Raw genomic sequence first — 23,496 nt, 5'->3', positions numbered from 1 at the left:
CAAATCCTATTTAGTAAAAATGAATTTTGTCACATCAATGATCACGATTCGCCACTAAATCCGTTAATTCTTCTAGTAGAACTGTATTAAGTCCTGTTTCCTGAAGAATCTTTTTTGCTTGTTCTATTTCTCTTGCTAATGCTTTCTTCGCTCCATCCATCGTTAAAAGGGACGGATACGTACTTTTGTGATTGAACTCATCACTACCAACTCGTTTCCCAAGCTTTTCTTCATTTCCTTCTAAGTCGAGAATATCGTCACGAATTTGAAAAGCGAGTCCTAGATGATGAGCAAAGCTTTTAAACTGTTCAATGGCTGTACTTGACGCTCCGGCGAGTAATGCACCGGCGACCGCACTAAATGCTAGAAGTTTCCCCGTTTTATGAATATGTATGTACTCAAGCTCATCAAGTGTTAGGCTGCGATTTTCTCCGTTCATATCAGCAACCTGGCCGCCGACCATTCCTTCAGCACCAGCTGCAATGGCAAGCTCACGAATTAAATTTAGCTTTGTATCTGCATTTACGTCAGCTGTCTCAGCAATTAATTGAAAACTATACGTTAAGAGGGCATCCCCTGCTAAAATCGCAAAAGCATCTCCATATACTTTATGATTCGTTGGTCTCCCTCTTCTCAAATCATCATTGTCCATGCTAGGGAGATCATCATGAATTAATGAATAAGTGTGAACCATTTCAATTGCAGCTGCCGTTAACAGACCCTTATCGATTTTTTCACCAAAGGCATCGATCGTCGCAAATAACAGCATTGGACGAATTCTTTTTCCGCCTGCCTCTAATGAATACAACATTGATTCTTTAATCATTTCAGGAGCATTCATACGATTTACACTTGCTCTTAATTGCTCCTCGAGGAGTTCTTTATTTTTCTGAATAAAAGGTGCTAAAAGCTCCACTTTACTCCTCCTCTTGCATGGAAAATTCTTCTTTTTTTCCATCTTCAGTTATAATTTGGGTCAATTGTTCTTCTACATCCTTTAGCTTATCGTGACACAGCTTTGAAAGTTCCATGCCCTTTCGATAAATCGAGAATCGCTTCCTCTAATGGGACATCTCCTTCCTCAAGCTTCTCCACAATATCTTCCAGATTTTTCATAGCTTCTTCAAAGGTCATTTTTTCATCCATTATTGATTCTCCTTCTCCTCAACATCGAGCACTTTACAATGAATTGAACCGTCGGCCATCTGAACCGTTAGCTGGTTTTCTTTTGAAAACTGGGTCACACTCTTACTCAGTTTTCCTTCGTCATCATAAACAAGGCTGTATCCCCGGTCCATTACTTTTAATGGACTAAGCGCTTCAAGTGTCACAAGCATCTGTCTAAAATCCTTCTGCTTGTCTGCTAAAATAGCTGCCATAACACGATTCATCTGTTTTTCTATTTTTCCATGCTGCACCACAGCCTCTTTTAACAATTCCCGCGGTTTATGACGTTCAATGCGTCGATTTAAATTAAAATAAACCTCTTTTTGAGCTAAAAAATGTTTTTCCGCACCTTTTACAAGACGTTCTGTCGCTTTATCAACTTGCTCCATTTTCTGCTCATAAGCTCGCCTAGGATATCGAAATGCATAGGAACGTTCAATCCGATTGAGTTGCTCCCGTGAAAGTTGAACTCGCTCTTTCATTACGCGCACCAATCTTGCTTGCCGTGTTAAAATTCGCTCCATCAGCTCGTCCACATGGGGGACAGCTAATTCAGCTGCTCCTGTCGGTGTCGGTGCCCTCATATCAGCGACAAAGTCGGCGATCGTAAAATCAGTTTCATGTCCAACAGCAGAAATAATCGGGATTTGGGAAGCATAAATAGCTCTAGCGACCATTTCCTCATTAAAGCCCCAAAGTTCTTCAATCGAACCACCACCACGCCCAACGATTAAACAATCAATTTCATCCATTTCATTCGCTTTATTGATGGCATTTACGATTGAGTTCTTGGCATGATCTCCTTGCACAATAGCAGGGATTATTAGGATATGGGCGATCGGATATCTCCTTTTGATCGTTGTCAGGATATCTCGTACGGCTGCACCTGTTGGCGATGTAATGACCCCAATGGTTCTTGGATATTTAGGGATAGGCTTTTTATGGGTAGGGGAAAACAAACCTTCTTTATCTAGTTTTCCCTTCAACTGTTCATAAGCTAAATACAGTTCGCCAATACCGTCTGGTTGCATACTTTTAACGTAAATTTGATATTGGCCACTCTGTTCATACACCGTGATATTGCCAGAAATTAAGACCTTCATTCCATTCTCAGGGACAAATTTCATCGAGCGAGCATCACTGGAAAACATGACAGCCAAGATTCTCGCTTTTTCATCCTTTAAGGTAAAATACATATGTCCACTGGAATGCTGTTTGAAATTGGAGATTTCCCCTTTCACAAGTACTCCTTGTAAATGAGGATCAGCATCGAATTTTCTCTTTATGTATTTCGTTAAGGCTGCGACGGTAAGATAGCGCTTTTCCTTCATCAAAAAACCCCTTTTAAAACAGGAAAATTAATTTACCTTTGATAAAATTCCATTGATGAATCGACTAGATTGATCATCACCATAAATTTTGGCAATTTCGATCGCTTCATCGATGGCCACTTTTGTAGGAACGTCTTCTTTACAATATAAAAGCTCATATGCAGAAAGTCTTAAGATGTTACGATCGACAATCGCTAAACGATCCAACGTCCAATTTTCAAGATGCTGTTGCAAAAGCTTGTCAATTTCCTCTTTGTTTTCAACGACACCTAAAACTAACTTTAATAAATAGTCATCATTTCGTACGCCTTCAAGGACATGGGCGATCGCTTCCTTCGGCTCCACATCACTTACATCAATTTGAAATAATGCCTGTAACGCTTTTTCTCTCGCTGTTCTTCTCTTCATTTCATTTATTGCCCCTTTATAGGATGATTTATATTGAACTTATATTGTTGTATTGGCTAACACTTAGGTGGCCTGTGCTTGTAATCAAAGCAGTTGTGCAAAATAAGTACAAACCCGTCGATCCATTTTTCTATAAGTCATTAAAAATAATAGCATAACCAAAAGACAATGTTAAAGGGAATCTGATCTATCCTTCACTATAACCGTTTTTTTGAAAGGTTAATCCCTTTTGAGGATGATGAATCAAGAAAAGTAAATAAAAACCAAAGACTTTTGTCTCTGGTTTTTACAATGTAGTTTATTACATTTCTTGTTCAGTTTCTACTTCAGTTTGCTTCGGATTTTCAAACTGAATGCCAACGATGTGGACATTGACTTCCTCAGCCTCTAAAGCAGTCATGTTAAGTAAGGCTTGGCGAATATTATCTTGAACCTTCCCTGCAACAGTTGGAATAGAAATGCCGAATTTCATTAAGCAGTATACATCTACCTTAATGCCATCTTCGGTAAGCTCCACCTTCACGCCTTTTCCATGATTCTTCTTCCCTAATCTTTCCACAACACCTGTAGCAAAGTTTCCACGCATTTGTGAAACACCTTCTACCTCTGATGCGGCAATTCCAGCAATTACTTCAATCACTTCAGGAGCAATTTCAACTTTTCCTAAACCAGACTGTCCTTGACTCATTTCCAATATGTTATTTTCACTCATATTCGAGTCCTCCTATATTAAGATTTCATCACATCATACATCTCAAGGAATTTTGTATTGAAATCACCTTCCACGAATTTCTCGTGATTCAGTAATTTCAAATGGAATGGGATCGTCGTATGAATCCCTTCAATCACAAATTCACTTAAGGCTCTTTTCATTCTCGAAATCGCTTCTTCCCTTGTGCTTCCATAGGTGATGACCTTTGCAATCATGGAATCATAGAATGGAGGAATCGTATATCCTGGATATGCAGCCGAATCCACTCTGACCCCTAATCCGCCTGGTGGAAGATACATTTGAATTTTACCAGGAGAAGGCATGAATTGTTTCTCTGGATTTTCAGCATTGATTCGACATTCAATGGCCCATCCATTAAATTCAATTTCATCTTGCTTAAACTTCAATGCTTCTCCAGAAGCGACTTTAATTTGCTCTCTAATTAAATCGACTCCTGTCACCATTTCCGTAACTGGATGCTCAACCTGAATTCGTGTATTCATTTCCATGAAATAAAATTGACGATTTCGATAATCATATATAAATTCTATCGTACCTGCACCTGTATAATCAACTGCTTTTGCCGCTTTTACAGCTGCATTGCCCATTTCCTCACGAATTTCGCTATCTAAAGCTGGTGATGGCGTTTCTTCGAGAAGCTTTTGCAGTCTTCGTTGAATCGAGCAATCCCGCTCCCCTAGATGAACGACATGGCCAAAATTATCGGCTAGAACTTGAATCTCCACATGACGGAAATCTTCAATATATTTCTCAATATACACTCCGGGATTACCAAAAGCGGTAAGTGCCTCTTGCTGCGTGATATTAATCCCTTTGATTAACTCTGTTTCATTACGAGCGACGCGGATTCCTTTTCCTCCACCACCCGCTGTTGCTTTAATGATGACAGGGTAACCAATTTCATTGGCGAGTTGAAGTGCATCCTTTTCATCTTTAATAATTCCTTGTGAACCTGGAACAATCGGAACACCTGCTTCTTTCATCGTTTCACGAGCAATATCCTTTGTTCCCATTTTTGCAATCGCTTCCGGTGTCGGACCTACAAATATTATATTGCATTCGCGGCAAAGCTCAGCAAATGCTGCATTTTCTGCTAAAAACCCATATCCAGGGTGAATCGCTTCGCAACCAGTAAGCTTCGCAACACTAACAATATTTGTGAAATTTAAGTAACTATCCTTAGACAAGATTGGTCCGATACAGTAGGCCTCATCAGCCAGTTGCACATGTAAGGCATCCTTATCCGCCTCTGAATAGACTGCTACTGATTCAATATCTAATTCACGGCACGCACGAATAATCCGTACGGCAATTTCTCCTCGATTGGCAATTAATAATTTTTTAATCATTTTCGTTTCGCTCCTTATTCAGGCTTTACCAAAAATAGTGGTTGACCATATTCAACTAACTGGCCATCTTTCACAAGGATCTCCACGATTTCCCCATTTACTTCTGCTTCAATTTCATTAAATAATTTCATTGCTTCAACAATACAAACAATTGAATCATTCGTTACTTTGCTACCCACTTTCACATACGGGTCTGCTTCAGGTGTTGGCTTATGATAAAAAGTTCCCACCATTGGTGAAGTAATCTTATGTAGACTCTCATCTGTAGTAGCAGCTTCAACAGCCGGTTCTTCTTTCACCTCAACTGTTTTTGCAACTTCAACTACTTGAGGTTGCGGCGCTTCTACAGCTGCTGGTTGGACAGCAGGTTGAGTCGAAACAGCAACTGCTCCACCTTGATTCTTTTTCATTTTAATTTTGCAATCATCTACTTCATATACAAATTCATCTAAATTGGATTGATTGACAAGTTTAATTAGTTCGCGAATTTCTTGTACTTTTAACATGAATGACACTCCTTATTGACAAAAATTTAGCACTAGATACTAATACTATACGATAAGACCTTACAAAAGTTCAATCATTATCATTTTTTTATGTGGATAAAGTTCTTCCAAAATTATTATTTTTCGAAGGATTTTTGTAGTATTATATCGAAATTTAAGGAAGAGGGAAATTTAGGGAGGAACAATGATGAAAACGATTACTGAAATTAAAGAGGATGACTTAGCAAGAAAGAATTCACTCGTTGTAAAAGCTTCTTTTGTTTGTGTCATTCTCGCTACCATTGTCGACATCGTTATGCAAAAAGATTTAGCTCTTATCTTATCTATTATTATCGGTGGTGGCCTAGGGGTTGGACTCATCTCCCTTCTCCATTACACAAAAAGATTCACAACTACGATTCCCTATTTAGCTATTATTCTTGTCACGATTGTGATGTATGTGATTATGGCAAACAGCGTATCTCCAACTGCCTTTGTTTTATTGTACTTTATTCTCGCGACAGCAGCGATCTATATGGATAAAAAAGTACTATGGTCTGGTTCGATCCTCGGCTTCATCGCCATAAGTGCCTTTATTTGGGAAAATAATAGTGTGTTGCCACTGGATATAAAGAATTATGCAACCGTTTATCTTCTCTATCTATTAGTGTCCATCTTGTTAGCATTTCAGTTATCTATTTCGAAAAAATTATCTGAAAATATTGTCGCCGCTCAGCAACAAACAGAAGAACTTTTACTACTGGATCGTGAAATTAGAAAAACAGTAGGAAATAATACTGTTGGTCTATCAGATCTGATTTATTTTGTGAAAAATAAAAGCTATGAAAATTATGAAGCCGCTCAAGAAATGAACCATTCGATTAGCGAAATGGCAGCTGGCATGCAAACACAAACCGATTCTATTTTAGAAATTACAAAAGCGTTAGAAAACTCCAATCAAGTTGTTCACGAAACAAGTGAATTGGTTAATAAGCTCCACCTAGATGCTATTGCTACACAAGAAGTGACCAATAACGGGGAAATACTCGTAACAGAATTAAAGGATGGTCTGGAAGTTTCCTATCATAATATGGAAGATATTAATGAGCAGACGACAACACTCTCCTCATTAGTAGAAGAGACTTCGAGTTTTGCACAGGCAATCGAAGGAATCTCCGATCAAACCAATCTTTTAGCTTTAAACGCCTCGATTGAAGCCGCTCGTGCCGGCGATGCTGGAAAAGGATTTGCTGTAGTAGCAGAAGAAGTAAGAAAACTAGCAGAAATCAGTCGTAAAACGGCCACGCAAATTTCAGATAATCTTAATCATGTCATGAGTGGGACACATGCCGTAACTGAAACCGTATCCCTAACAGGAAAAAAGATTAATCATAATCTACAGCTTGCCATCGATACACAGCAAGCCTTTACACAAATTCAATCAACGTTCAGACAGCTCAAAGACGATATTTCCAAATATGATGCTTTAACGAAAAGTGTGCTCGGTTCCTCTAGAGCGATTGAAGAATCAATCAGTGAATTTAGCTCTGTAATTGAGCAAGCAAGCGCAACATTACAGGAATTATCATCTGCAATTGGAGTCCAAACGGCGCAACATGAAGTTTTACTCCAGTCTGTTACCGAAGCTCACCAATCTGTCGACAATTTAATGGAACTTCAAGAACAAAAATAACGGGAGAGCCGCGGCTCCCCGTTATTTGTTTTCCTATTGCTTGTTTATTTTCATCTGAAAAAAACTTGTTGTTTTCGTAAATTGTTAGTACAGGAGCTTAAACTTAAAAACCAACAATGTAGCCTTTTTACTCATTTGGTTGGAATTCTACTGCTACTGCCTGCATTTGCCCTAGCTCAGTCTTCACTACTTGGATAATTTCATTGGCTGCAGTCGCAGATGGTTCATTCGATTTAACGGTGATACGTACTTGTTCACCATCAGCGCGAACGAGGGCATCATCGTATCCCATCGCAACAATTAACGTTTCTAGTACAGCTTCTTTTTGGGCCACTTGGTCAAGTTCTTGACTCTTTTCATATGCATCTCCACGTTGTTCTGACGGTAGATCAGTTGAAGCCATAATGTCTGTTAATTCTTCTTTGATTTTGCTCCTCTCTTCATCTAGCTGCAAACGCAATGCGTCAAATACTTCATCACTAGCGACACTGGAGACAATATCACCTTCTGCATCTACATCTGCTTCTGTTTCTCCCGTCATTTCATCTTGCCCTTCCGTTACCGCTTCCTCTTGTTCTTCTGTTCCTGCTAATTCCTGCTGTCTTTGCTCTGGTGATGTCATATAATAAACCGAAAGTACAACCACTAAACTTAACATTGTTAATAGCCAAACTGTTTGCTTTTTTAATAACATTTATAAATCCCCCTTCGTTAATTTAACAAATAATGGTACTCCATATATAAAATCGTTTCCTGAAAGCTTTCAGGCTCGATGTTCTTCGTTTACTTATTTTCTTGGCATTACGGATACACGATGGCTTGGTACATCAAGCAATTTCGTTACCGATTCGACGATCCACTTCTTAATTTGAATATTGTCAGCTCCCTTAGCAACAACAAGAACTCCTCGAATTTCAGGCTTCTTTTTTTCTAATTCGATCGGAACCTCTTTTTCCCCTTCACGGATAATGACAAGCTGACTGTCTTTAGACTGATCCTCTACTTTCCTTTGTCCACCCTCCCGATCCGTTTCGTCGGTCATTTGCGAACGAGTAACCGTGTTTTTCTCGTATATGCTTTTTTCAGTTGCATCCACATTGACCACAACCATCACATCACTAACACCAGCGATACCCTCTAAAGCTTCCTTTAATTGTGCTTCGTAGCTGGCTTCATATTCACTGATTTCGTTACTCCCAGCTGCTTTTGTTGTTCCTATTGTTTCTACCTCTTCTTTTTCTCCATCTTGGTTGCTTATCACGGGAATGCTAGAATTTTCTTCATCTATCAATGTATTGCTTACTATCATAATGGCTGCTCCAAATAGCAGAATGATAATGAAATATTGATATTTTTTATCTAGCTTTCCTTCCTTTGAGAACAATTTTTTCAGCCAAGACAATGGCCCCTTTTCCTGCTCCATTGTTAATCGCTCCCCCCTTCTACGACGATTTCTATTTGTTCTTTTTCAACATCCCATTTTTCAGAAAGAAGAGATGCAATCGCTTGACTATCTTTTGTTGGTTCCTTTGATGGAAGAGGTTCACTTGCATTGATCTCTACTTTTTTCACGACTTCAACTGCGTCTGTCTCGGTATTTGGTCTTTTGAGCTGAACAACGATTGACTGAATTTGTTCGAAAGAATCACTTTGACTATCTTCATCTACAGCAATTTCGATATTCGTAATCTCTAATCCGTACTGTTCCATCAACTCCTCCTCTACGTCCGTTTGCAGTTGGACAGCCGTTTCTTCTAAAATATATGCATGGTTAGAGGCTTGTATTTCTTTTTTCTGCAATTCTATTAAATTTTCCATATTTTTTTCTTCATTATTGGACTGAATTGAGGGGATAGAAGCCAGTGCTGCTTCAAAATCTGAAGACAAAAGTTTAAATAAAGGCGACATAATAATCGTGATTAACAGTAAACCTGCCACCATCTTCGTGTATTTTTGCAAACTTGTATTAGGGAGCAAGAGATCGATTACAGTCGCTATGAGAACAAACAGAATAATATTCGTAATCCATTCAGTAATGAAAGCCATTAGAAAGTGAACCCCCTAAGCCACTTTTTTTGCCAAAAAATGTTACCTAACCATCATCGTCAAGTTTCCAGCTGCGATAATCACCGTTAAACTAAGGAAAAACATTAAGGACACAATCGCCAACGCTGCAAAAACATAAATAATGCTTTTGCTAATAATGTCCAAGCACTTAATCACAGGTCCTCCCCCAAGGGGCTGTAGGATCGCTGCTGCAAATTTATAAATGAAGGAAATCATTAATATTTTTATAGCTGGAAACGCAACAATTAATAGAAGGATAGCGACTCCAGCAATTCCGACTGTGTTTTTTAATAAAACAGAAGCACTAATTACCGTATCTGTTGCATCAGTAAACATCCGCCCAATAACTGGTATGAAGTTTCCTGTTATAAACTTCGCGGTTCGAATCGTGACTCCATCTGTAATCGCAGTAGATGCTCCTTGAACGGAAATAACTCCTAGAAATACCGTTAAAAATAGTCCGAGTAATCCGATACTCCAATTTCGAAGTAAGTTTCCGAGTTGTGTGACTTTATAATGATCCGTCAACGTACTGACAATATTGAGCATCGCTGATAAAAAGAGAAATGGTAAGACGATAAACTGTATAAAGGTACCGCTTATATTCATGAGAAACAATATCACTGGATGAAAAAATGCGGCTGAAATGATTCCTCCTGAACTTGCAATAAGAGCGAGAAGAAGTGGAATTAATGCAAGGATGAACGAAGTCATCGTTTGAATCGCGTTCATCGTATATTCGATGGCAACATGGAAGCTGTTTAAAGCAATAATCACTAATACCATGAAGACGATGGAGTAGGCGACTTTACTTATCGTACTTTGTTCAAATGCATTTTGAAGAGATTGTAGAAACATCGAAAAAATCGTCAACATGATTAATGTTCCAAGTAATTTTCCGTTTACGAGAAATTCATGAAACATATATTTCACAAAGCCTGAAAACCATTCTTTGAGCGAGAATTTTTTCTCTCCTTTTAGAAAGTCATATAAACTCCCCTTTTGACTTTCAGGAAGAAACCCGCCATATTCGTTCAAAATATCTTCCCAGTATTTCTTCAATTCATCTAAATTCAGAGCTTCTAGTTGTGCATCAACGAGAGCTTGTGGATCCAAAACCTCTCGTTCTTCTTCCTCTGCGTGAGCTTGTCCACTGAATAAACATAAAAAAAGGATGCTAGATAAAATAATCGAAAAAATCCATGAACACTGCCTCATATTTTTCACCTTCTCATTCAAAAGCATTAGTGAGACTTGCGCAGGCGTTTAGGAGTAAGTAAATTTCAGCTCGGAATTAATTTAATAATCGTTTCAATTAAAACGGACAGGATCGGAATAGCCATAGCAAGGATTAAGATTTTTCCTGCGAGTTCAATTTTGGAAGCAATGGCTCCTTGCCCAGCATCCTTTGTAATTTGGGCTGCGAATTCAGCGATGTATGCAATGCCGATGATTTTTAAGATGGTTTCAACGTAGACGATATTGACTTTTGCGTTGACGGCAATGACTTCAAGCATATGGATAATGGCGTAAATTTGATCAATTAAAAATAAAAAGATGGAGCATCCAACAAAAACGATTAGTAAGAATGCAAAATTGGGCTTCTGTTCCTTGACGATTAGTGCTAAAAAAGTGGATACAAGTGCGATTCCTACGATTTGGATAATTTCAATCTTTGAGCCCTCCTTTTACCCTTGAAAGAGGAATACCGATTTAATTTTTTGAAATAAATCATCTACGATCGATGCCACCATAAATAAAATGTAAATAAATCCGAACAGAGTTACCCACTGGGCGTATTCCTTTTTTCCGACTTGATCAAGAATGGTATGCAGGAAAGCGACAACGATTCCTACTCCAGCTATTTTAAAGATGATATCTACCTCTAAACCCATGTGTTTTCCTCCCTAAGTGCTCAGGTAAATCGTTTCACAATGGATGTCACATTATGAAAACGAGAGTACGCAAATATTAAATATTCTCTTATCGCACATCACTCTGCGATGAATATTATTAAATTAATAAGATGACTAGTAATAGACCGGATAAAAAGCCGAGGCTTTTGACCATTTTTTCGTATTTTGCTTGTCTATCATAGGCATCTAGTTCCTCACGTTCTAGGTGAGTTAATGTGAGCTGAATTTGCTTTTGTTGGGAAGCCCGATCATGCCTTCCTAATGTTTCGCCAAATTGCTTCATGATTTCAAATTCCCCTTGTTTCAGAGCCGTCAATTTCCAAATTTCTTTTAAACTCTCTTCCCATGCATCTCTGACGGTTGTTTCTGTATTGGTAAGCTTTTTCGCAAATGTTTCGAAAAAAAAGGATAATGGTTTATTCATCTGGGCAGCAATTCTTCTCGATGCCTCATGTAATGGAGTATGTCCATACATAATTTCTGCTTCTAATGATTGCAGGGCAGATTTAAGCAATCGAAGCTGTCTTGGTCTCTCATTTAAATGGCGTGATGCTTCAAAGCCCGTCCATGTTGTCGCAACGATAATGACAATGGCTCCTATCATTTTCATCATTTAGGTCACTCTCACTTTTTCAACAATGTCTGAACCGTTTCCATTCTTGATGGAAGAAATCGTTCCAGGTCCTTCGAGACGGCTTAATTCAATAAATCGTTGAAAGATTCCCATTTCTATGAGCGGTTTCAGTGTGGGTCGATTTTTCACTTCTTCAAGTGAGACCCCATGGGTTGTCGTGAAAAGCTTAATCCCTGCGTGAATCGCCTCTAAAATCGCTTCACAATCCTCTTTTCTTCCAATTTCATCGACAATAAGGATATCTGGACTCATCGAACGGATCATCATCATCATCCCTTCAGCCTTCGGACAGGCATCTAGTACATCGATACGTGGTCCAAAGGTTAACTGTGGAATTCCCTTTACACTTCCTGTAATTTCAGAACGTTCATCGACCACACCTACTTTTAAAGGGGCATAAGTACGATTCCCACCAGAAATAATGCGAGCAAAATCACGGAGAAGCGTCGTCTTTCCCGTTTGCGGAGGTCCAATGATCATCGTATGTTGCCAGCCATTGTCATATATATATGAGGCTAGTCCATCCGCTATCCCAATTTTTTCTCTCGCAATGCGGATATTAAAAGAGGAAATGTCTCGAATCGCTTTTACTGAATCATTCTCTAAAATGACCTTCCCAGCTAAACCAATTCGATGTCCGCCAGCTATCGTTACGTAGCCTCTTTTTAATTCTTCTTCCATCGTATAAATGGAAAAATGGCTAATTTTATTTAAAAGATGAATCGCGTCTTCTGCCTTGACAACATAAGGTAGAAAGTGAGGATTTCCTTTCACCGCAATTTCAATTGGTCTGTTAATGCGAATTCTTATCTCTTCCATTTCGCTTACTTGATAAGGAGGAAGGAGTTCGATTTGATGGGCAATATTGACTGGGAGCATTTTTAAAACTTGTTCCAAAGCAATTCCTCCTATTTCGTCATGGCCTGTAAGATGAACCTATTAAAAATGTATGCCTGCTTGGACACTTTATGACTACGTTCGGAATAATCACTTTTTTAAGAGAAAATATTTTTACGAATGGAACATAAGATGTAACATTAATAAATAGAGAGACAAAATGGGGTGGAGGGAGAAGATGTATTACCAACAGCCATATTATCAAGGAACCCAAAGAAAGATGCATGAAAATGAAATCAAGGTCATTGGAGAAGGTAGTGTTACGGTTCAACCAGACAGAGCGAGCATAAAATTAGGAGTTGAAATCGAAGATAAAGAATTAAGAAAGGCTCAATCTGAGAACGCCGAAAAAATCTCAGCAATTATTGACGCTTTACACCAGATCGGAATATCGGCAGAACAAATTCAAACAGACAATTTTACGATTTATCCGATGTATGATTATGTAGATGGGAAGCAAGTTTTTAGAGGGTATCGAGTCGAACATTTGTTACAGATCACGGTAAGTGAGATTGGAAACGTTGGCCTTGTAGTGGATACAGCGGTGGAGCATGGGGCGAATCGGGTCTCGAATATTTCTTTTCAAGTCTCGAACCCTTCGGAAGTATACCAAATCGCTTTAAGAAAAGCGGTGGAGGATGCCATCCAGAAGGCACAAACGATCGCCAACACGTTGAATATAAACATCGTTCCGACACCGAAAAATATCACAGAAGAAAAAACGGCAGTAAGAGCACCCGCTCCTTTATATGAAGTGCAAATGGTCAAGGCGGCTTCCACTGAAATCGAGCCTGGCACACAAGATCTCAGAGCAGTCGTAAGTGCGATATTTACTACCGTTTAAAAACAAAGGCTCTTTTCGCAAACATTGTTGCTATTTAGTCATAGATAGGAGAATAAAGCCCTATTATTACTCGTTAAATTAGTATCAAGTAAGCGAAAAGTGCCGCGCAAAAATAATGTGTGTTCTAAAACCCCATTTGAGGGGTAAATGTCGGCCTCAGATTTTTTTCGGAGAAAAAAATGTGGACATTTACGAAAAAACCACAATCATTACGAAAACAGCGAAAACAAAAAAATCCCCAGTGGAATCGTCCTCTGGGGATTTTTTACATTTTATTAAGCACGTGAAACATAAGATCCTTCAGATGTATTAATGATTAAGCGATCGCCTTCATTGACAAAGAATGGTACTTGAACGATTAACCCCGTTTCAAGTGTAGCCGGCTTTGTACCACCTGAAGCTGTATCGCCTTTAATTCCAGGCTCTGTTTCCGTTACTTCTAATACAACCGTATTTGGTAGCTCGATTCCAAGTGTTTCTCCTTGGAACATCATGATATGAACTTCCATATTTTCTTTCAAAAATTTCAATTCATATTCAATCGCAGTTGCCGGTAATTCGATTTGATCATAGGATTCATTATCCATAAATACATGTTGATCACCATTTGCATATAAATACTGCATTTTGCGGTTATCAATTTGTGCTTTTGCTACTTTTTCACCAGCGCGGAATGTTTTTTCTTGTACCGCACCAGTACGTAAATTACGTAGCTTAGAGCGTACAAACGCAGCTCCTTTTCCTGGCTTTACGTGTTGGAAGTCCATTACACGCCATAGACCTCCATCTACTTCAATCGTTAAGCCTGTACGGAAATCGTTAACAGAAATCATCTAAAAATCCTCCCAAAGGTAATGTGATAAAAATATAAATTGGAAGCATGGAGTCATTATCCAAAACATCATAAAAACTGACTACATAATTCTATAATATAATGAGTTCTTTTGTTGAATGAGTCAATGACTCATTTCCTTTTTCAGTGATCACTGTATCATCTTCAATACGTACTCCGCCAAGTCCCGGTATGTATATTCCTGGCTCAACTGTTACAACCATTCCTGGCTCCAATTTGAGATCAGATTTGAAGGAAAGAGCAGGTCCTTCATGAACCTCAAGCCCAATACCATGTCCTGTTGAATGTCCAAAATATTCTCCGTATCCTTTGGAAGAAATATAATCTCTTGTTAAGGCATCGGCTTCTTTTCCGGTCATTCCTGGTTTAATTCCATCCATTCCCATTTGCTGGGCATCAAACACGACTTGGTAAATTTCCTTCAGTTTTGCATCCGGTTCACCTACAGCTAAAGTTCTCGTAATATCAGAAACATAGCCTTTATAATATGCTCCAAAATCTAAGGTAACGAAATCGCCCTTTTCTATGATTTTATCTGACGCCACTCCATGTGGAAGTGCTGAACGGTGCCCTGAAGCTACGATAATGTCAAAGGAAGAAGAGGTGGCACCAGCTTTTCTCATAAAGAACTCTAATTCATTCGAAACATCTAACTCCGATATGCCTGCTCGAATGAATTCTAATATATGTTTATATGCAGCATCAGCTATTTCTGCTGCTTCCTTTAATATCTTAATCTCTGCATCAGTCTTAATCAAGCGAATTTTTTCAATTACACCTGATACAGGTACAAGTTCTGCACTTACAGCTTCTTCATAGTTTTTGAAGCTGGAATATGTAAGATGTTCCTGCTCAAAACCAAGTCGGTTAATGCCAAGAGTTTTCACTTGCTGTGCAACCTCTTCCGGAATTGGTCCCGTATGCTTGACAATATCAAAGCCTTCACATTGTTTTGCAGCTTGCTCAACATAGCGAAAGTCAGTAATAAACTTCGCCTCACTTTTACTAATTAACACTACACCACTTGTACCTGTAAAATTAGAAATATAACGTCGATTGTAAGCACTTGTTATGAGTAAGCCATCGATGCCAAGCTTTTCAAAACTATCTCTTACTTTTTGTAATTTATCCACTTTTCTCCCTCTCCTTTTACTTTCCACTATGTAAGAATAGTGAAAAAAATACTTAACAAGAATATTCTATCATATTGTTTTTTCCAGCAACATGCAAACCGCTCGTTCGAAAGAGAGATTATTGCAGAACGAGCTGAAGATGTCCTCTTTAGGAAGGAACTTCTTCAGCTTCCTGTTTTTTACGTAATTGTAGTTCGTCAAATTCATACGATATAGAGTAGCCTATAAATATTCCGTAAAGGACATATAGGCAGACAGATGTAATAATCGTATTTCTTTTAAGCTCCCCAATCGGCTCAATTCCTGGAAAAATAGGATTTAACACGAAGAAGACGAGTAGAAATAGAGCAATGCCGTAACCGATTCCAACAAGAATACTCGTTGCTTTTTTTAAGACTGCATAGTAGATTAATGCAACTCCTATTGAAATAACGCCAATCACGACGATCGAAATCACCGTTCCTAGCCATTGTTTTTTCCATTCTCCTAATGCCCACGGTTCTAAAATGACATTTGGATGGACATTAGTGAAATGAAATACATATAGTAAGTACCCAAAGCTACTCCATAAAATTCCCCCTACCAAACCTGTTAAGACGACCATTGTCATCATTGACATTGGTTCTTCTTTTTTGTTTTGTTCTAATTTCGGACTTCCTTTCATTCCATCCACCTCCATTTGTATTATGTCCTAGCAAGAGCATTCCTTTTCATTGATTTCTTTTTTTATCATTTATCAAGAAATAATACTTGATCATGGAGGTTTTATTGATTTTCTAGTAGAATAAATTATAATAAGTATTAATAACATCTATTTATTTCATAATTTTCAAAATAGCTCGCCAACTTTCATTGAAGTGCATAGAATATGGATATACCTTTAAATCGTCATCCTTTCATACTTATGGCTAAATTGAATAAACTCTTTATGTTGACGTTCACAAAATTATTCATAGAAATTTATTTTGAATGGTTTAAAATTAGAAATTTATGCTAATTATGCTTGTAGGGAGGTGGCTTTCTTGAAAAATCAGGCTTCTTTTTATTTTGTAGCAGGTTTAATTGTACTTGCAATCATTGGGATCGTTAGTCGTTTTATCGCTAGTCCTACATCATTTTTGACCAATATTTTCGTATTTCTGATCATTGGATTCGGTATTTTCTTTTTAGTTCGCCGCTTCTATGGTGCAGGCCCACAGAAACGTGAGCAACACGCTTTTAAAAAGGCTGCTAAACGGTCAAAGAAACGATTACAACAAAAGGATACACGTAAGCCTTCTTCTAAAACCATTTCTGGAAACGTAAGTAGCTTTAAAAGAACATCAACTAAACCAAAATCCGCAACCCATTTAACCGTAATTGAGGGAAGAAAAGGGAAAAAGAAAAAACGAGCCTCCTATTAGAAGGTTCGTTTTTTTAATAGGACCAATGTTTGAGAAATTTATTGGTGCGATTGTATCCTAGTTCAAATAATAATTTCTTTCTTTCTGGACTTAAGTTAAAATCTGTCGTTAATACTCCTTCAGTTGGGATGAAAATAATGTTTTTCTCATGCTTACGAGAAATGTAACGAGAATCATGAGCATCCTTCATCGTCTCAAATAGCGCTTCAAATAAATTAATAGCATTGTTAATTTCATTTTTTGGAAGTTCATTCAGATGATGACTCAATTTTATCCCCAATACAGGACGTACCTTTTTCACATTCTCCTTATCAAATAGCCACATCGGAAAATTGCTTAATACCCCACCGTCGACGATAATACTTGGAGAAAGGCTATTCTTAAGTTTTACTGGCTCGAAAAAATAAGGGAGACTACAACTCATCCGAATCGCTTTCGCTACCGAAAAAGCATTAGGATTAAGTCCGTATTTATGTAAGTCATCAGGAAGGATCATTAAGCGCCCATTTGTTAAATCAGAAGCAATTACCCTCAAGGTTTGTGGTGGTAAATCTGCAAACGTTCGAATTCCTCGTGCAGCTAACTTCATTTCAAGCCATTCCTCTAATTTATTCCCTTTATAAAGCCCCATTCTCCAATATAACAATAACCATTTTGCGACCTTCGTCGGGATAAATGTATTTCTCTGATCTAAAAAATCCTCTAAATCCATTTCATCTATAATCTGATAAACCTCTTCACTCGTATAGTTAGCAGCAATTAAAGCAGCAACAATAGAGCCAGCACTTGTCCCAGCAACCCGTTTAAACTTTAATCCTCTCTCCTCAATGGCCTGGTAGGCACCGATTAAGGCAAAACCTTTGATCCCTCCACCGGAAAAAACTCCATCTATATACATAAAGTCACTCCTTAGATGTTTTTCGCTTCTTCGTTGTAGGCCATGTTGGAGTTCGACGTATTTGTTATGGGCGATTAGTTAAAGTTGCTACGCCTTTAAAAGCTAACCTGACGACTATAGTCATTTTTTTAGAAATACGCTTTTTACATAAATAATCAGGAGCATACGAAAATAGTACAGTGGACATGAAAAAAGAGGATGGATTTCTCCAACCTCTTTAAGGAATTACAGTCCGCACTTTAATTGAGTATTGCAGTTGGTACATGTATTACATCCACCAATTTCTTTCACTTTCCCTTTACGGCACACAGGACAAGTATTGCCCACTTCAGAACCAATCGTAACATCTGTTGAGCGAAGGTCACTGATCGTGTCGACAAGAACAACATGTTGCTTCGGCGTTTCTTTTTTCTCTAGTTGTTCGTCAAATTTATTTTCTTCTGCTTTTAATGTTAATACTTGTGAATCACGAGAACCGTCTACATAGACTGTTCCACCTTTTGCACCACCACGGTATAGTCTTTCATATACTTGTTGAACCTGTTCTACACTGTAGCCTTTTGGTGCGTTAACTGTCTTACTGATAGAACTATCAATCCAACGTTGAATGACACATTGAACATCAGCATGTGCTTCAGGAGCAAGCTCCATCGCTGTAACAAACCATTGTGGCAGATTGTTCTCATCCGCTTCTGGATGACGGTCTAAATATTCTTGCACGATATCTGCTTTTACTTCGATAAACTTCCCTAAACGTCCACTTCTGAAGTAAGAGTAGGAGAAGTAAGGCTCAAGGCCAGTAGATACCCCAACCATTGTACCAGTGGACCCCGTCGGAGCAACAGTTAGTAAGTGCGAGTTACGGATACCGTGTTCTAGAATGGATTCACGAATATCTTCAGGCATTTTTTTCATGAAGCCTGTGTCCGTAAATGCCTTACGAAGACGATTTGTTTCTTCCTTTGTATCAGCAGTTAAGAATGGGAAGCTTCCTTTTTCTTTCGCCAATTCAACGGAAGTTCTGTAAGCAGTTGTCGCGATTGTCTCGAACACTTTATCAACAAGTTCGTTCCCTTTTTCAGAACCGTATTCTGTTTCACAGTAGATTAGTAAATCGTGTAATCCCATAACACCTAGACCTACGCGACGCTCTCCTAGAGCTTGTTTCTTGTTTTCTTCTAGGAAGTAAGGTGTAGCGTTAATTACGTTATCTTGCATACGTACCCCAACTTCAACTGTACGCTTTAACTTTTCAAAGTTTACTGTTTTTGTTTCTTTATCAGCCATTTCAGCTAGGTTAACAGCTGCTAAGTTACACACTGAAAATGGCGCGAGAGGCTGTTCCCCACATGGATTTGTTGCAACGACCTTTTGACCATAGCTTACCGCATTTGTCATGTCGTTTGCATTATCAATAAAGAAAATTCCTGGCTCTGCTGAGTAGGTTGCACAAATGTTGATTAGGTTCCAAAGCTCTTTCGCTTTAATTTTACGATAGACACGTACTTTGTGACCCATTTGCTCCCATTCACGTACATCGCCAACATTATGCCATTCTTCATTATAAGTTTTCATTTCTTGTCCATTGTAATGCTCTACATCTGGGAAGCGAAGCTCATACTCTGCATCGTTTTCAACAGCATCCATAAATTCCTTTGTTAAACATACAGAAATATTGGCCCCTGTTAAAAATTCTGGGTTGTGAACGGAGTAATTTCCACCAGTAGTTAGCTTTTCTTCTGCTTCAGCCATAATGTTTTCACTGAATCCACCTTGGCCAGGAATATGTCTATAGTTCAAGATTCCTTGATACATTGCTTTTTCCTGTTCAGTTAGTGGAGTGAATTTTAATTTCTCTTGTGCATATCGTTTAATCGTTTCGTCATTTGTAGTTTCAAGTAAGAAACGAAGAATTCTTGGGTTTTGCATTTTTGAAATTATGAATTCGATGATGTCTGGATGCCACGTATTTACCGTCCTTTTCAGGATATTTAATTGCATTACGCAATCGGACTAGACTATATCATCACCCTCAGCTTCACAACTGTTAGGGGTCGGGCGCTAATGAGAGTTTATTGTTGGGACTCACTCTCTAGTCGTTGAACCTTCGCCATTACCTTTGCCCAATGACGCTTGGCTGCAGATTGTCCAATGAAAGCAATTTTTATAGCCTTCACGCTCACCGTTTCCAGTCACGTTGTGGCTTGCTTTCCTCTAAGGAGTTCCCTGCAATTCACCCGATTTTCTAGTCGTTCATTCTCTGAACGACGCGGACTAGTGCATCTACTTAATCCGCCAACATTATCATCTGAGCTCCACGCTTATTGTTACTCCTCATCGATTGAGGGGTGTGGACATTTCTGCCACACTCTTGCACTTTCATGCAAGGTCAGACTATATCATCAAGGAAGAAATTTTTTCGAATTTCCTGAGCAGTTTTATATCTCCATGCTTATAAAGTTCTGTTGAGATTAGCTTAATATCTTTTATGCTACTTATATATAGATCCGAGCAACCTTGTTTCTTAGTGATGGAATTTACATTTTTTGCAAACCCTTTTGATTTTAAAAAGTTGAGGATGGATAAAAGCATTTTTTGATTTCCGGTGAAACCTAACCTTGCTTTAAGGAATCCGTTTCTATGATAAACTCTTATATGTCCATCAGCATCAAAAAATCCTCTTAAAAAAGCCCATTGAAGTCTTTCATCATCGAAGTCAAGCCACTTCTCGCAGCCTGTTTTTCTTGGCCCTATTCCCAATCTTATTAAATCATTACACATCTTAGTGGAATTAATGGTTAATGAATATTTATTTTGTTCATTTGGTGCGTTTCTTTTTCTAAACTTTATTGCACCAGAAATATTCAATTCTTCACTTATGTCGAAAAGTAATTGTTTATCAATCTCGGCCAGTGTTAATACCAGCCTTTTAGATTTTATACGATCGAAAATCGTTCCATCTCCTGTTATATACCCTAAAATATAGGCTTGATTCGGAGCTTCAATAGATTGGAAATAATTCTCATTGTAATGATACACTTTACATTTCAACTTCCCAGCTTCGCCAGGAGTCCTAGCTTTAAAAAAGTGAAGTTCATCATTCCATCGCTTAATGGTTCCTCGACTTATATTAAGTAACTTTGCTATTTCTACTTGACTAAAACCTTTATCATGGAGATTTATAATTGATTTAATTAATTCTTCCTTGTCTCGCGCCCCATAAGAACGTCTCCGTTTCTTACGGTTTACTTCTTCCATGTCTCTCATATACATTACCTTTCATCTTGAGCTTTAGGAAGTTTCAATAGTCGTTGAACCTTAATCTTCGTTTCCAAAGATACTTGGCTGCTGATTGCCCAATCCTTTTTATTTTCAAACATTCACGCTCACCGTCACCAGTCACGTTGTAGTTAAAAAGGCTCTAAGGGTGTTCCAGCAATTCGCGAGATTTTTATCCCGCCATGGTCTTAACGGGACCCACCTTGTTCAACCAAATGCGTAAGTTTCGCAATATCATCCAACCAAGAAACGGAACCAGATGATTTTCCGTTTACGCCTCGTGCAAGGGTATTACGTGGTCTTAAAGTTGAACCGTTTGTTCCAACACCGCCACCACGGCTCATGATTTCCATCACTTGCTTGCGATGCTCGGAAATCCCTTCACGTGAGTCCTGAACAAAAGGCATTACATAACAGTTAAAATACGTTACATCTGTATCAGCACCTGCACCGTATAAAACACGTCCTGCTGGGATGAAATTCAAATTGACAAGTTCTTGATAGAATTTTTCAAACCATTCTTGTCTCTTTTCTTCCGTTGTTTCAACTGACGCTAAGCCTGTTGCGTTGCGTTTCGCAATTTGCTCATAATAAAGCTCTAATGGCTTTTCAATTACATCTAATGAACGATTGATAACACCAGTGCTTGCTTCTTCCGGATTGTCAAGTACACCTCGATACTCTTCATCTACAAGAACTTGAGCTCTTTTCTCTTCCCAATCAATTTGTAGAATTTGTCCAATACCTCTTGCTGGAAATTTCGGATCTTCTTTGATCGTAAGTACGACGAAATCTCCGTTCGAAAGAGTGATCTTTTCTGTATCCTTAAAAGTGTAGCGGTCTAACATGACCAATCTTGAAACACCTTTATGAGTGATTTTCATATCTGAGGTGATTGGATGAACCTGAGGAAACAATCGGATATCCTTGTTCAAACGCTCCACATCAATATTTAGTTTTTGTCCTAGCGCAACAGACATACACACAACTCCTTTAAATAATCCTTTTTAATCTATTGAATTCAAGTAGAAGAACACTATTTAAATCTAGCTGTAATTCAAATTACTATTAAATTATCACATCGGCCTAACAAAATCAATATATAGTATGTCAAATATTTATAACACCACTACATATTGTGTAGCGAGCAAAAAAAAGAAATTTTGTCAAACACAAAAACGATTAAAATAACGAGAAAAATAGAGATCGCCCTATGTTTTCAGCAAAAAATGATAAATTTTAACATATTTCGCCACTTGCACTTTTTTTCGGCTGGGACAAAAGATACACGTAATAAAAAAGAAAAAAGATAAAACGAACAGCTCGTTCGCTTATCTTTTAAAATTCCATTCATTGCTCTCGTATCTTTTTTTCGCTAAGTCATTTACATAGTCTAACTGTTCCTTTGATAGCTCAAAAGGAGTTAATTCTACGTTCAAGCCATTTTCAAACCCTTTTTTAAAGGCATGCTTTGCTTCTTCTAATGTTACTTTATGATTGCTAATTTCATTAATCGCTACAGCTTTACTTTTAAAAGCACGCTGCATTCTTTCCTTCACTCTATCATTCGGATAATTAAATAAACTAAACAGTTTATCTTCATCTAGATCAAGAAGAATGGAACCATGTTGAAGAATAACTCCCTTCTGCCTCGTTTGAGCGCTTCCTGCTACCTTTCTGCCCTCTACTACGAGCTCATACCAGCTTGGTGCATCAAAACAAACAGCAGAACGTGGGTTCTTCAGTGATTCACGGTCTTCTTCTGATTTCGGAACAGCGAAATAAGCATCCATTCCTAATTGATGAAATCCTTGTAATATCCCTTCGGAAATGACTCGATATGCTTCTGTTACCGTTTTAGGCATGTCTGGATAATCCTCAGTGACAATGACACTATAAGTGAGTTCATGCTCGTGCAAAACTCCTCTACCACCTGTTGGTCTGCGAACAAAGCCCAAGCCATGCTTTTTCACAGCTTCCATATTAATTTCTTTTTCTACCCGTTGAAAATATCCAATCGATAAAGTCGCTGGGTCCCATCCGTAAAAACGGATAACAGGAGGAATCATTCCCTCACTGTGCCAATCAAGCAACGCTTCATCTAATGCCATATTGAAGGAGGGAGAGCAATCTCCTGAATCGATAAAACCCCAAATTTCTTTTTTCATTTGTAACCCTCTTCTTTTAACACAAAAATTCATGTCTATAAAGTAGACACTGATTAATAGCATAACAAACCGATACGAAAAAAAAAAGAAAGAGATACTGCTTATTAAGGTGAACCTTATCAAATTACCCACTTCAAGGGATGAGAGGAAAAATTTTGCTTATAACAAAATTTGTTCGACCATCTTTAATTTCGTTTCAAATTGGAAACGAAAAATTTGGCGAATATCCTTTACTATC

At 38.2% G+C, this 23,496-nt stretch carries 23 protein-coding genes and 3 pseudogenes; 3 read left to right on the top strand and 23 right to left on the bottom strand.

Annotation, left to right across the window (positions count from 1 at the left end):
• Positions 1 to 34: 34 nt before the first annotated feature.
• The 7 genes and pseudogenes from AA0X71_RS08455 to accB all read right to left on the bottom strand — a co-directional run bounded on the left by AA0X71_RS08455 (position 35) and on the right by accB (position 5,494).
• The gene (locus AA0X71_RS08455) at positions 35 to 958 is read right to left on the bottom strand and encodes a polyprenyl synthetase family protein (RefSeq protein ID WP_413361310.1); all 924 of its coding nucleotides are present in this window, start codon (positions 956 to 958) and stop codon (positions 35 to 37) included.
• Positions 918 to 1,146, bottom strand: a pseudogene (locus tag AA0X71_RS08450) (exodeoxyribonuclease VII small subunit). The gene AA0X71_RS08455 and the pseudogene AA0X71_RS08450 overlap by 41 nt, the downstream one beginning before the upstream one ends.
• Positions 1,146 to 2,498 (bottom strand): exodeoxyribonuclease VII large subunit, encoded by a 1,353-nt coding sequence (xseA, locus tag AA0X71_RS08445; protein WP_413361308.1) that lies wholly within the window; start codon positions 2,496 to 2,498, stop codon positions 1,146 to 1,148. The pseudogene AA0X71_RS08450 and the gene xseA overlap by 1 nt, the downstream one beginning before the upstream one ends.
• A 27-nt stretch (positions 2,499 to 2,525) precedes the next feature.
• Positions 2,526 to 2,906 (bottom strand): transcription antitermination factor NusB, encoded by a 381-nt coding sequence (gene nusB, locus AA0X71_RS08440; RefSeq protein WP_413361306.1) that lies wholly within the window; start codon positions 2,904 to 2,906, stop codon positions 2,526 to 2,528.
• 301 nt (positions 2,907 to 3,207) lie between these two features.
• A complete protein-coding gene (locus tag AA0X71_RS08435) occupies positions 3,208 to 3,618 on the bottom strand; it encodes an Asp23/Gls24 family envelope stress response protein (protein ID WP_413361304.1) in 411 nt (136 codons plus the stop codon).
• A 17-nt stretch (positions 3,619 to 3,635) separates the two neighbouring features.
• A complete protein-coding gene (accC, locus tag AA0X71_RS08430; protein ID WP_413361301.1) occupies positions 3,636 to 4,988 on the bottom strand; it encodes an acetyl-CoA carboxylase biotin carboxylase subunit in 1,353 nt (450 codons plus the stop codon).
• A 14-nt stretch (positions 4,989 to 5,002) separates the two neighbouring features.
• Positions 5,003 to 5,494, bottom strand: a complete 492-nt coding sequence (accB, locus tag AA0X71_RS08425) for an acetyl-CoA carboxylase biotin carboxyl carrier protein (protein WP_413361299.1) — start codon at positions 5,492 to 5,494, stop codon at positions 5,003 to 5,005.
• Between the two features lie 187 nt (positions 5,495 to 5,681).
• Here accB and AA0X71_RS08420 point away from each other — a divergent pair, with 187 nt between their 5' ends.
• Positions 5,682 to 7,166, top strand: coding sequence for a methyl-accepting chemotaxis protein (locus tag AA0X71_RS08420; protein WP_413361297.1), 1,485 nt, complete (start codon positions 5,682 to 5,684; stop codon positions 7,164 to 7,166).
• Between the two features lie 127 nt (positions 7,167 to 7,293).
• On the opposite strand, the gene AA0X71_RS08415 is transcribed toward AA0X71_RS08420, so the two are convergent.
• From AA0X71_RS08415 to spoIIIAA, 8 genes are all read right to left on the bottom strand, one after another.
• Positions 7,294 to 7,860, bottom strand: a complete 567-nt coding sequence (locus AA0X71_RS08415) for a SpoIIIAH-like family protein (RefSeq protein ID WP_413361295.1) — start codon at positions 7,858 to 7,860, stop codon at positions 7,294 to 7,296.
• A gap of 93 nt (positions 7,861 to 7,953) precedes the next feature.
• Positions 7,954 to 8,589 (bottom strand): stage III sporulation protein AG, encoded by a 636-nt coding sequence (spoIIIAG, locus tag AA0X71_RS08410; RefSeq protein ID WP_413361293.1) that lies wholly within the window; start codon positions 8,587 to 8,589, stop codon positions 7,954 to 7,956.
• Positions 8,590 to 8,591: 2 nt separating this feature from the next.
• Entirely contained in the window at positions 8,592 to 9,212 is a 621-nt protein-coding gene (gene spoIIIAF / locus AA0X71_RS08405) for a stage III sporulation protein AF (RefSeq protein WP_413361291.1), read from the bottom strand.
• A 42-nt stretch (positions 9,213 to 9,254) separates the two neighbouring features.
• Positions 9,255 to 10,451, bottom strand: coding sequence for a stage III sporulation protein AE (gene spoIIIAE / locus AA0X71_RS08400; protein ID WP_413361289.1), 1,197 nt, complete (start codon positions 10,449 to 10,451; stop codon positions 9,255 to 9,257).
• A gap of 65 nt (positions 10,452 to 10,516) precedes the next feature.
• Positions 10,517 to 10,906 carry a stage III sporulation protein AD gene (gene spoIIIAD, locus AA0X71_RS08395; RefSeq protein WP_413362533.1) on the bottom strand — a complete coding sequence of 130 codons (390 nt, stop codon included), beginning with the start codon at positions 10,904 to 10,906 and terminating at the stop codon, positions 10,517 to 10,519.
• Positions 10,907 to 10,921: 15 nt separating this feature from the next.
• A complete protein-coding gene (spoIIIAC, locus tag AA0X71_RS08390; protein ID WP_009794945.1) occupies positions 10,922 to 11,128 on the bottom strand; it encodes a stage III sporulation protein AC in 207 nt (68 codons plus the stop codon).
• Between the two features lie 118 nt (positions 11,129 to 11,246).
• Entirely contained in the window at positions 11,247 to 11,762 is a 516-nt protein-coding gene (spoIIIAB, locus tag AA0X71_RS08385) for a stage III sporulation protein SpoIIIAB (protein ID WP_413361287.1), read from the bottom strand.
• Positions 11,763 to 12,680 carry a stage III sporulation protein AA gene (gene spoIIIAA, locus AA0X71_RS08380; RefSeq protein WP_413361285.1) on the bottom strand — a complete coding sequence of 306 codons (918 nt, stop codon included), beginning with the start codon at positions 12,678 to 12,680 and terminating at the stop codon, positions 11,763 to 11,765.
• A 178-nt stretch (positions 12,681 to 12,858) separates the two neighbouring features.
• On the opposite strand from spoIIIAA, the gene AA0X71_RS08375 reads away from it, so the two are divergent.
• A complete protein-coding gene (locus tag AA0X71_RS08375) occupies positions 12,859 to 13,524 on the top strand; it encodes an SIMPL domain-containing protein (protein WP_413361283.1) in 666 nt (221 codons plus the stop codon).
• Positions 13,525 to 13,799: 275 nt separating this feature from the next.
• On the opposite strand, the gene efp is transcribed toward AA0X71_RS08375, so the two are convergent.
• From efp to AA0X71_RS08360, 3 genes are all read right to left on the bottom strand, one after another.
• Positions 13,800 to 14,357: an elongation factor P gene (gene efp / locus AA0X71_RS08370; protein ID WP_413361281.1), complete on the bottom strand. Its 558-nt coding sequence runs from the start codon at positions 14,355 to 14,357 to the stop codon at positions 13,800 to 13,802.
• Positions 14,358 to 14,448: 91 nt separating this feature from the next.
• A complete protein-coding gene (locus tag AA0X71_RS08365) occupies positions 14,449 to 15,510 on the bottom strand; it encodes a M24 family metallopeptidase (RefSeq protein WP_413361279.1) in 1,062 nt (353 codons plus the stop codon).
• A gap of 148 nt (positions 15,511 to 15,658) precedes the next feature.
• On the bottom strand, positions 15,659 to 16,174 hold the full coding sequence (locus AA0X71_RS08360) for a YqhR family membrane protein (protein ID WP_413361277.1): 516 nt from the start codon (positions 16,172 to 16,174) through the stop codon (positions 15,659 to 15,661).
• 349 nt (positions 16,175 to 16,523) lie between these two features.
• On the opposite strand from AA0X71_RS08360, the gene AA0X71_RS08355 reads away from it, so the two are divergent.
• Complete coding sequence (locus AA0X71_RS08355; protein WP_413361276.1) at positions 16,524 to 16,913, top strand: SA1362 family protein; 390 nt, start codon at positions 16,524 to 16,526, stop codon at positions 16,911 to 16,913.
• Between the two features lie 13 nt (positions 16,914 to 16,926).
• Here AA0X71_RS08355 and AA0X71_RS08350 read toward each other — a convergent pair whose 3' ends face one another.
• From AA0X71_RS08350 to AA0X71_RS08330, 5 genes and pseudogenes are all read right to left on the bottom strand, one after another.
• Positions 16,927 to 17,811, bottom strand: a complete 885-nt coding sequence (locus tag AA0X71_RS08350) for a patatin-like phospholipase family protein (protein ID WP_413361274.1) — start codon at positions 17,809 to 17,811, stop codon at positions 16,927 to 16,929.
• Positions 17,812 to 18,036: 225 nt separating this feature from the next.
• Positions 18,037 to 19,776 (bottom strand): annotated as a pseudogene (locus AA0X71_RS08345) (vitamin B12-dependent ribonucleotide reductase); the annotation flags it as partial.
• Positions 19,777 to 20,205: 429 nt separating this feature from the next.
• Complete coding sequence (locus tag AA0X71_RS08340) at positions 20,206 to 21,078, bottom strand: LAGLIDADG family homing endonuclease (RefSeq protein ID WP_413361272.1); 873 nt, start codon at positions 21,076 to 21,078, stop codon at positions 20,206 to 20,208.
• A 203-nt stretch (positions 21,079 to 21,281) separates the two neighbouring features.
• Positions 21,282 to 22,070: pseudogene (locus AA0X71_RS08335) on the bottom strand (ribonucleotide reductase N-terminal alpha domain-containing protein); the annotation flags it as partial.
• Positions 22,071 to 22,421: 351 nt separating this feature from the next.
• Positions 22,422 to 23,258 (bottom strand): biotin/lipoate A/B protein ligase family protein, encoded by an 837-nt coding sequence (locus tag AA0X71_RS08330; RefSeq protein WP_413361271.1) that lies wholly within the window; start codon positions 23,256 to 23,258, stop codon positions 22,422 to 22,424.
• Between the last annotated feature and the right edge of the window lie 238 nt (positions 23,259 to 23,496).

It is taken from the genome of Robertmurraya phoenicis, from assembly GCF_047302285.1.
In the GTDB taxonomy this organism is placed as follows: Bacteria; Bacillota; Bacilli; order Bacillales; family Cytobacillaceae; genus Robertmurraya.
The sequence above is the reverse complement of the archived record's forward strand: the minus strand, read 5'-3'. Positions and strand labels throughout refer to the sequence as shown.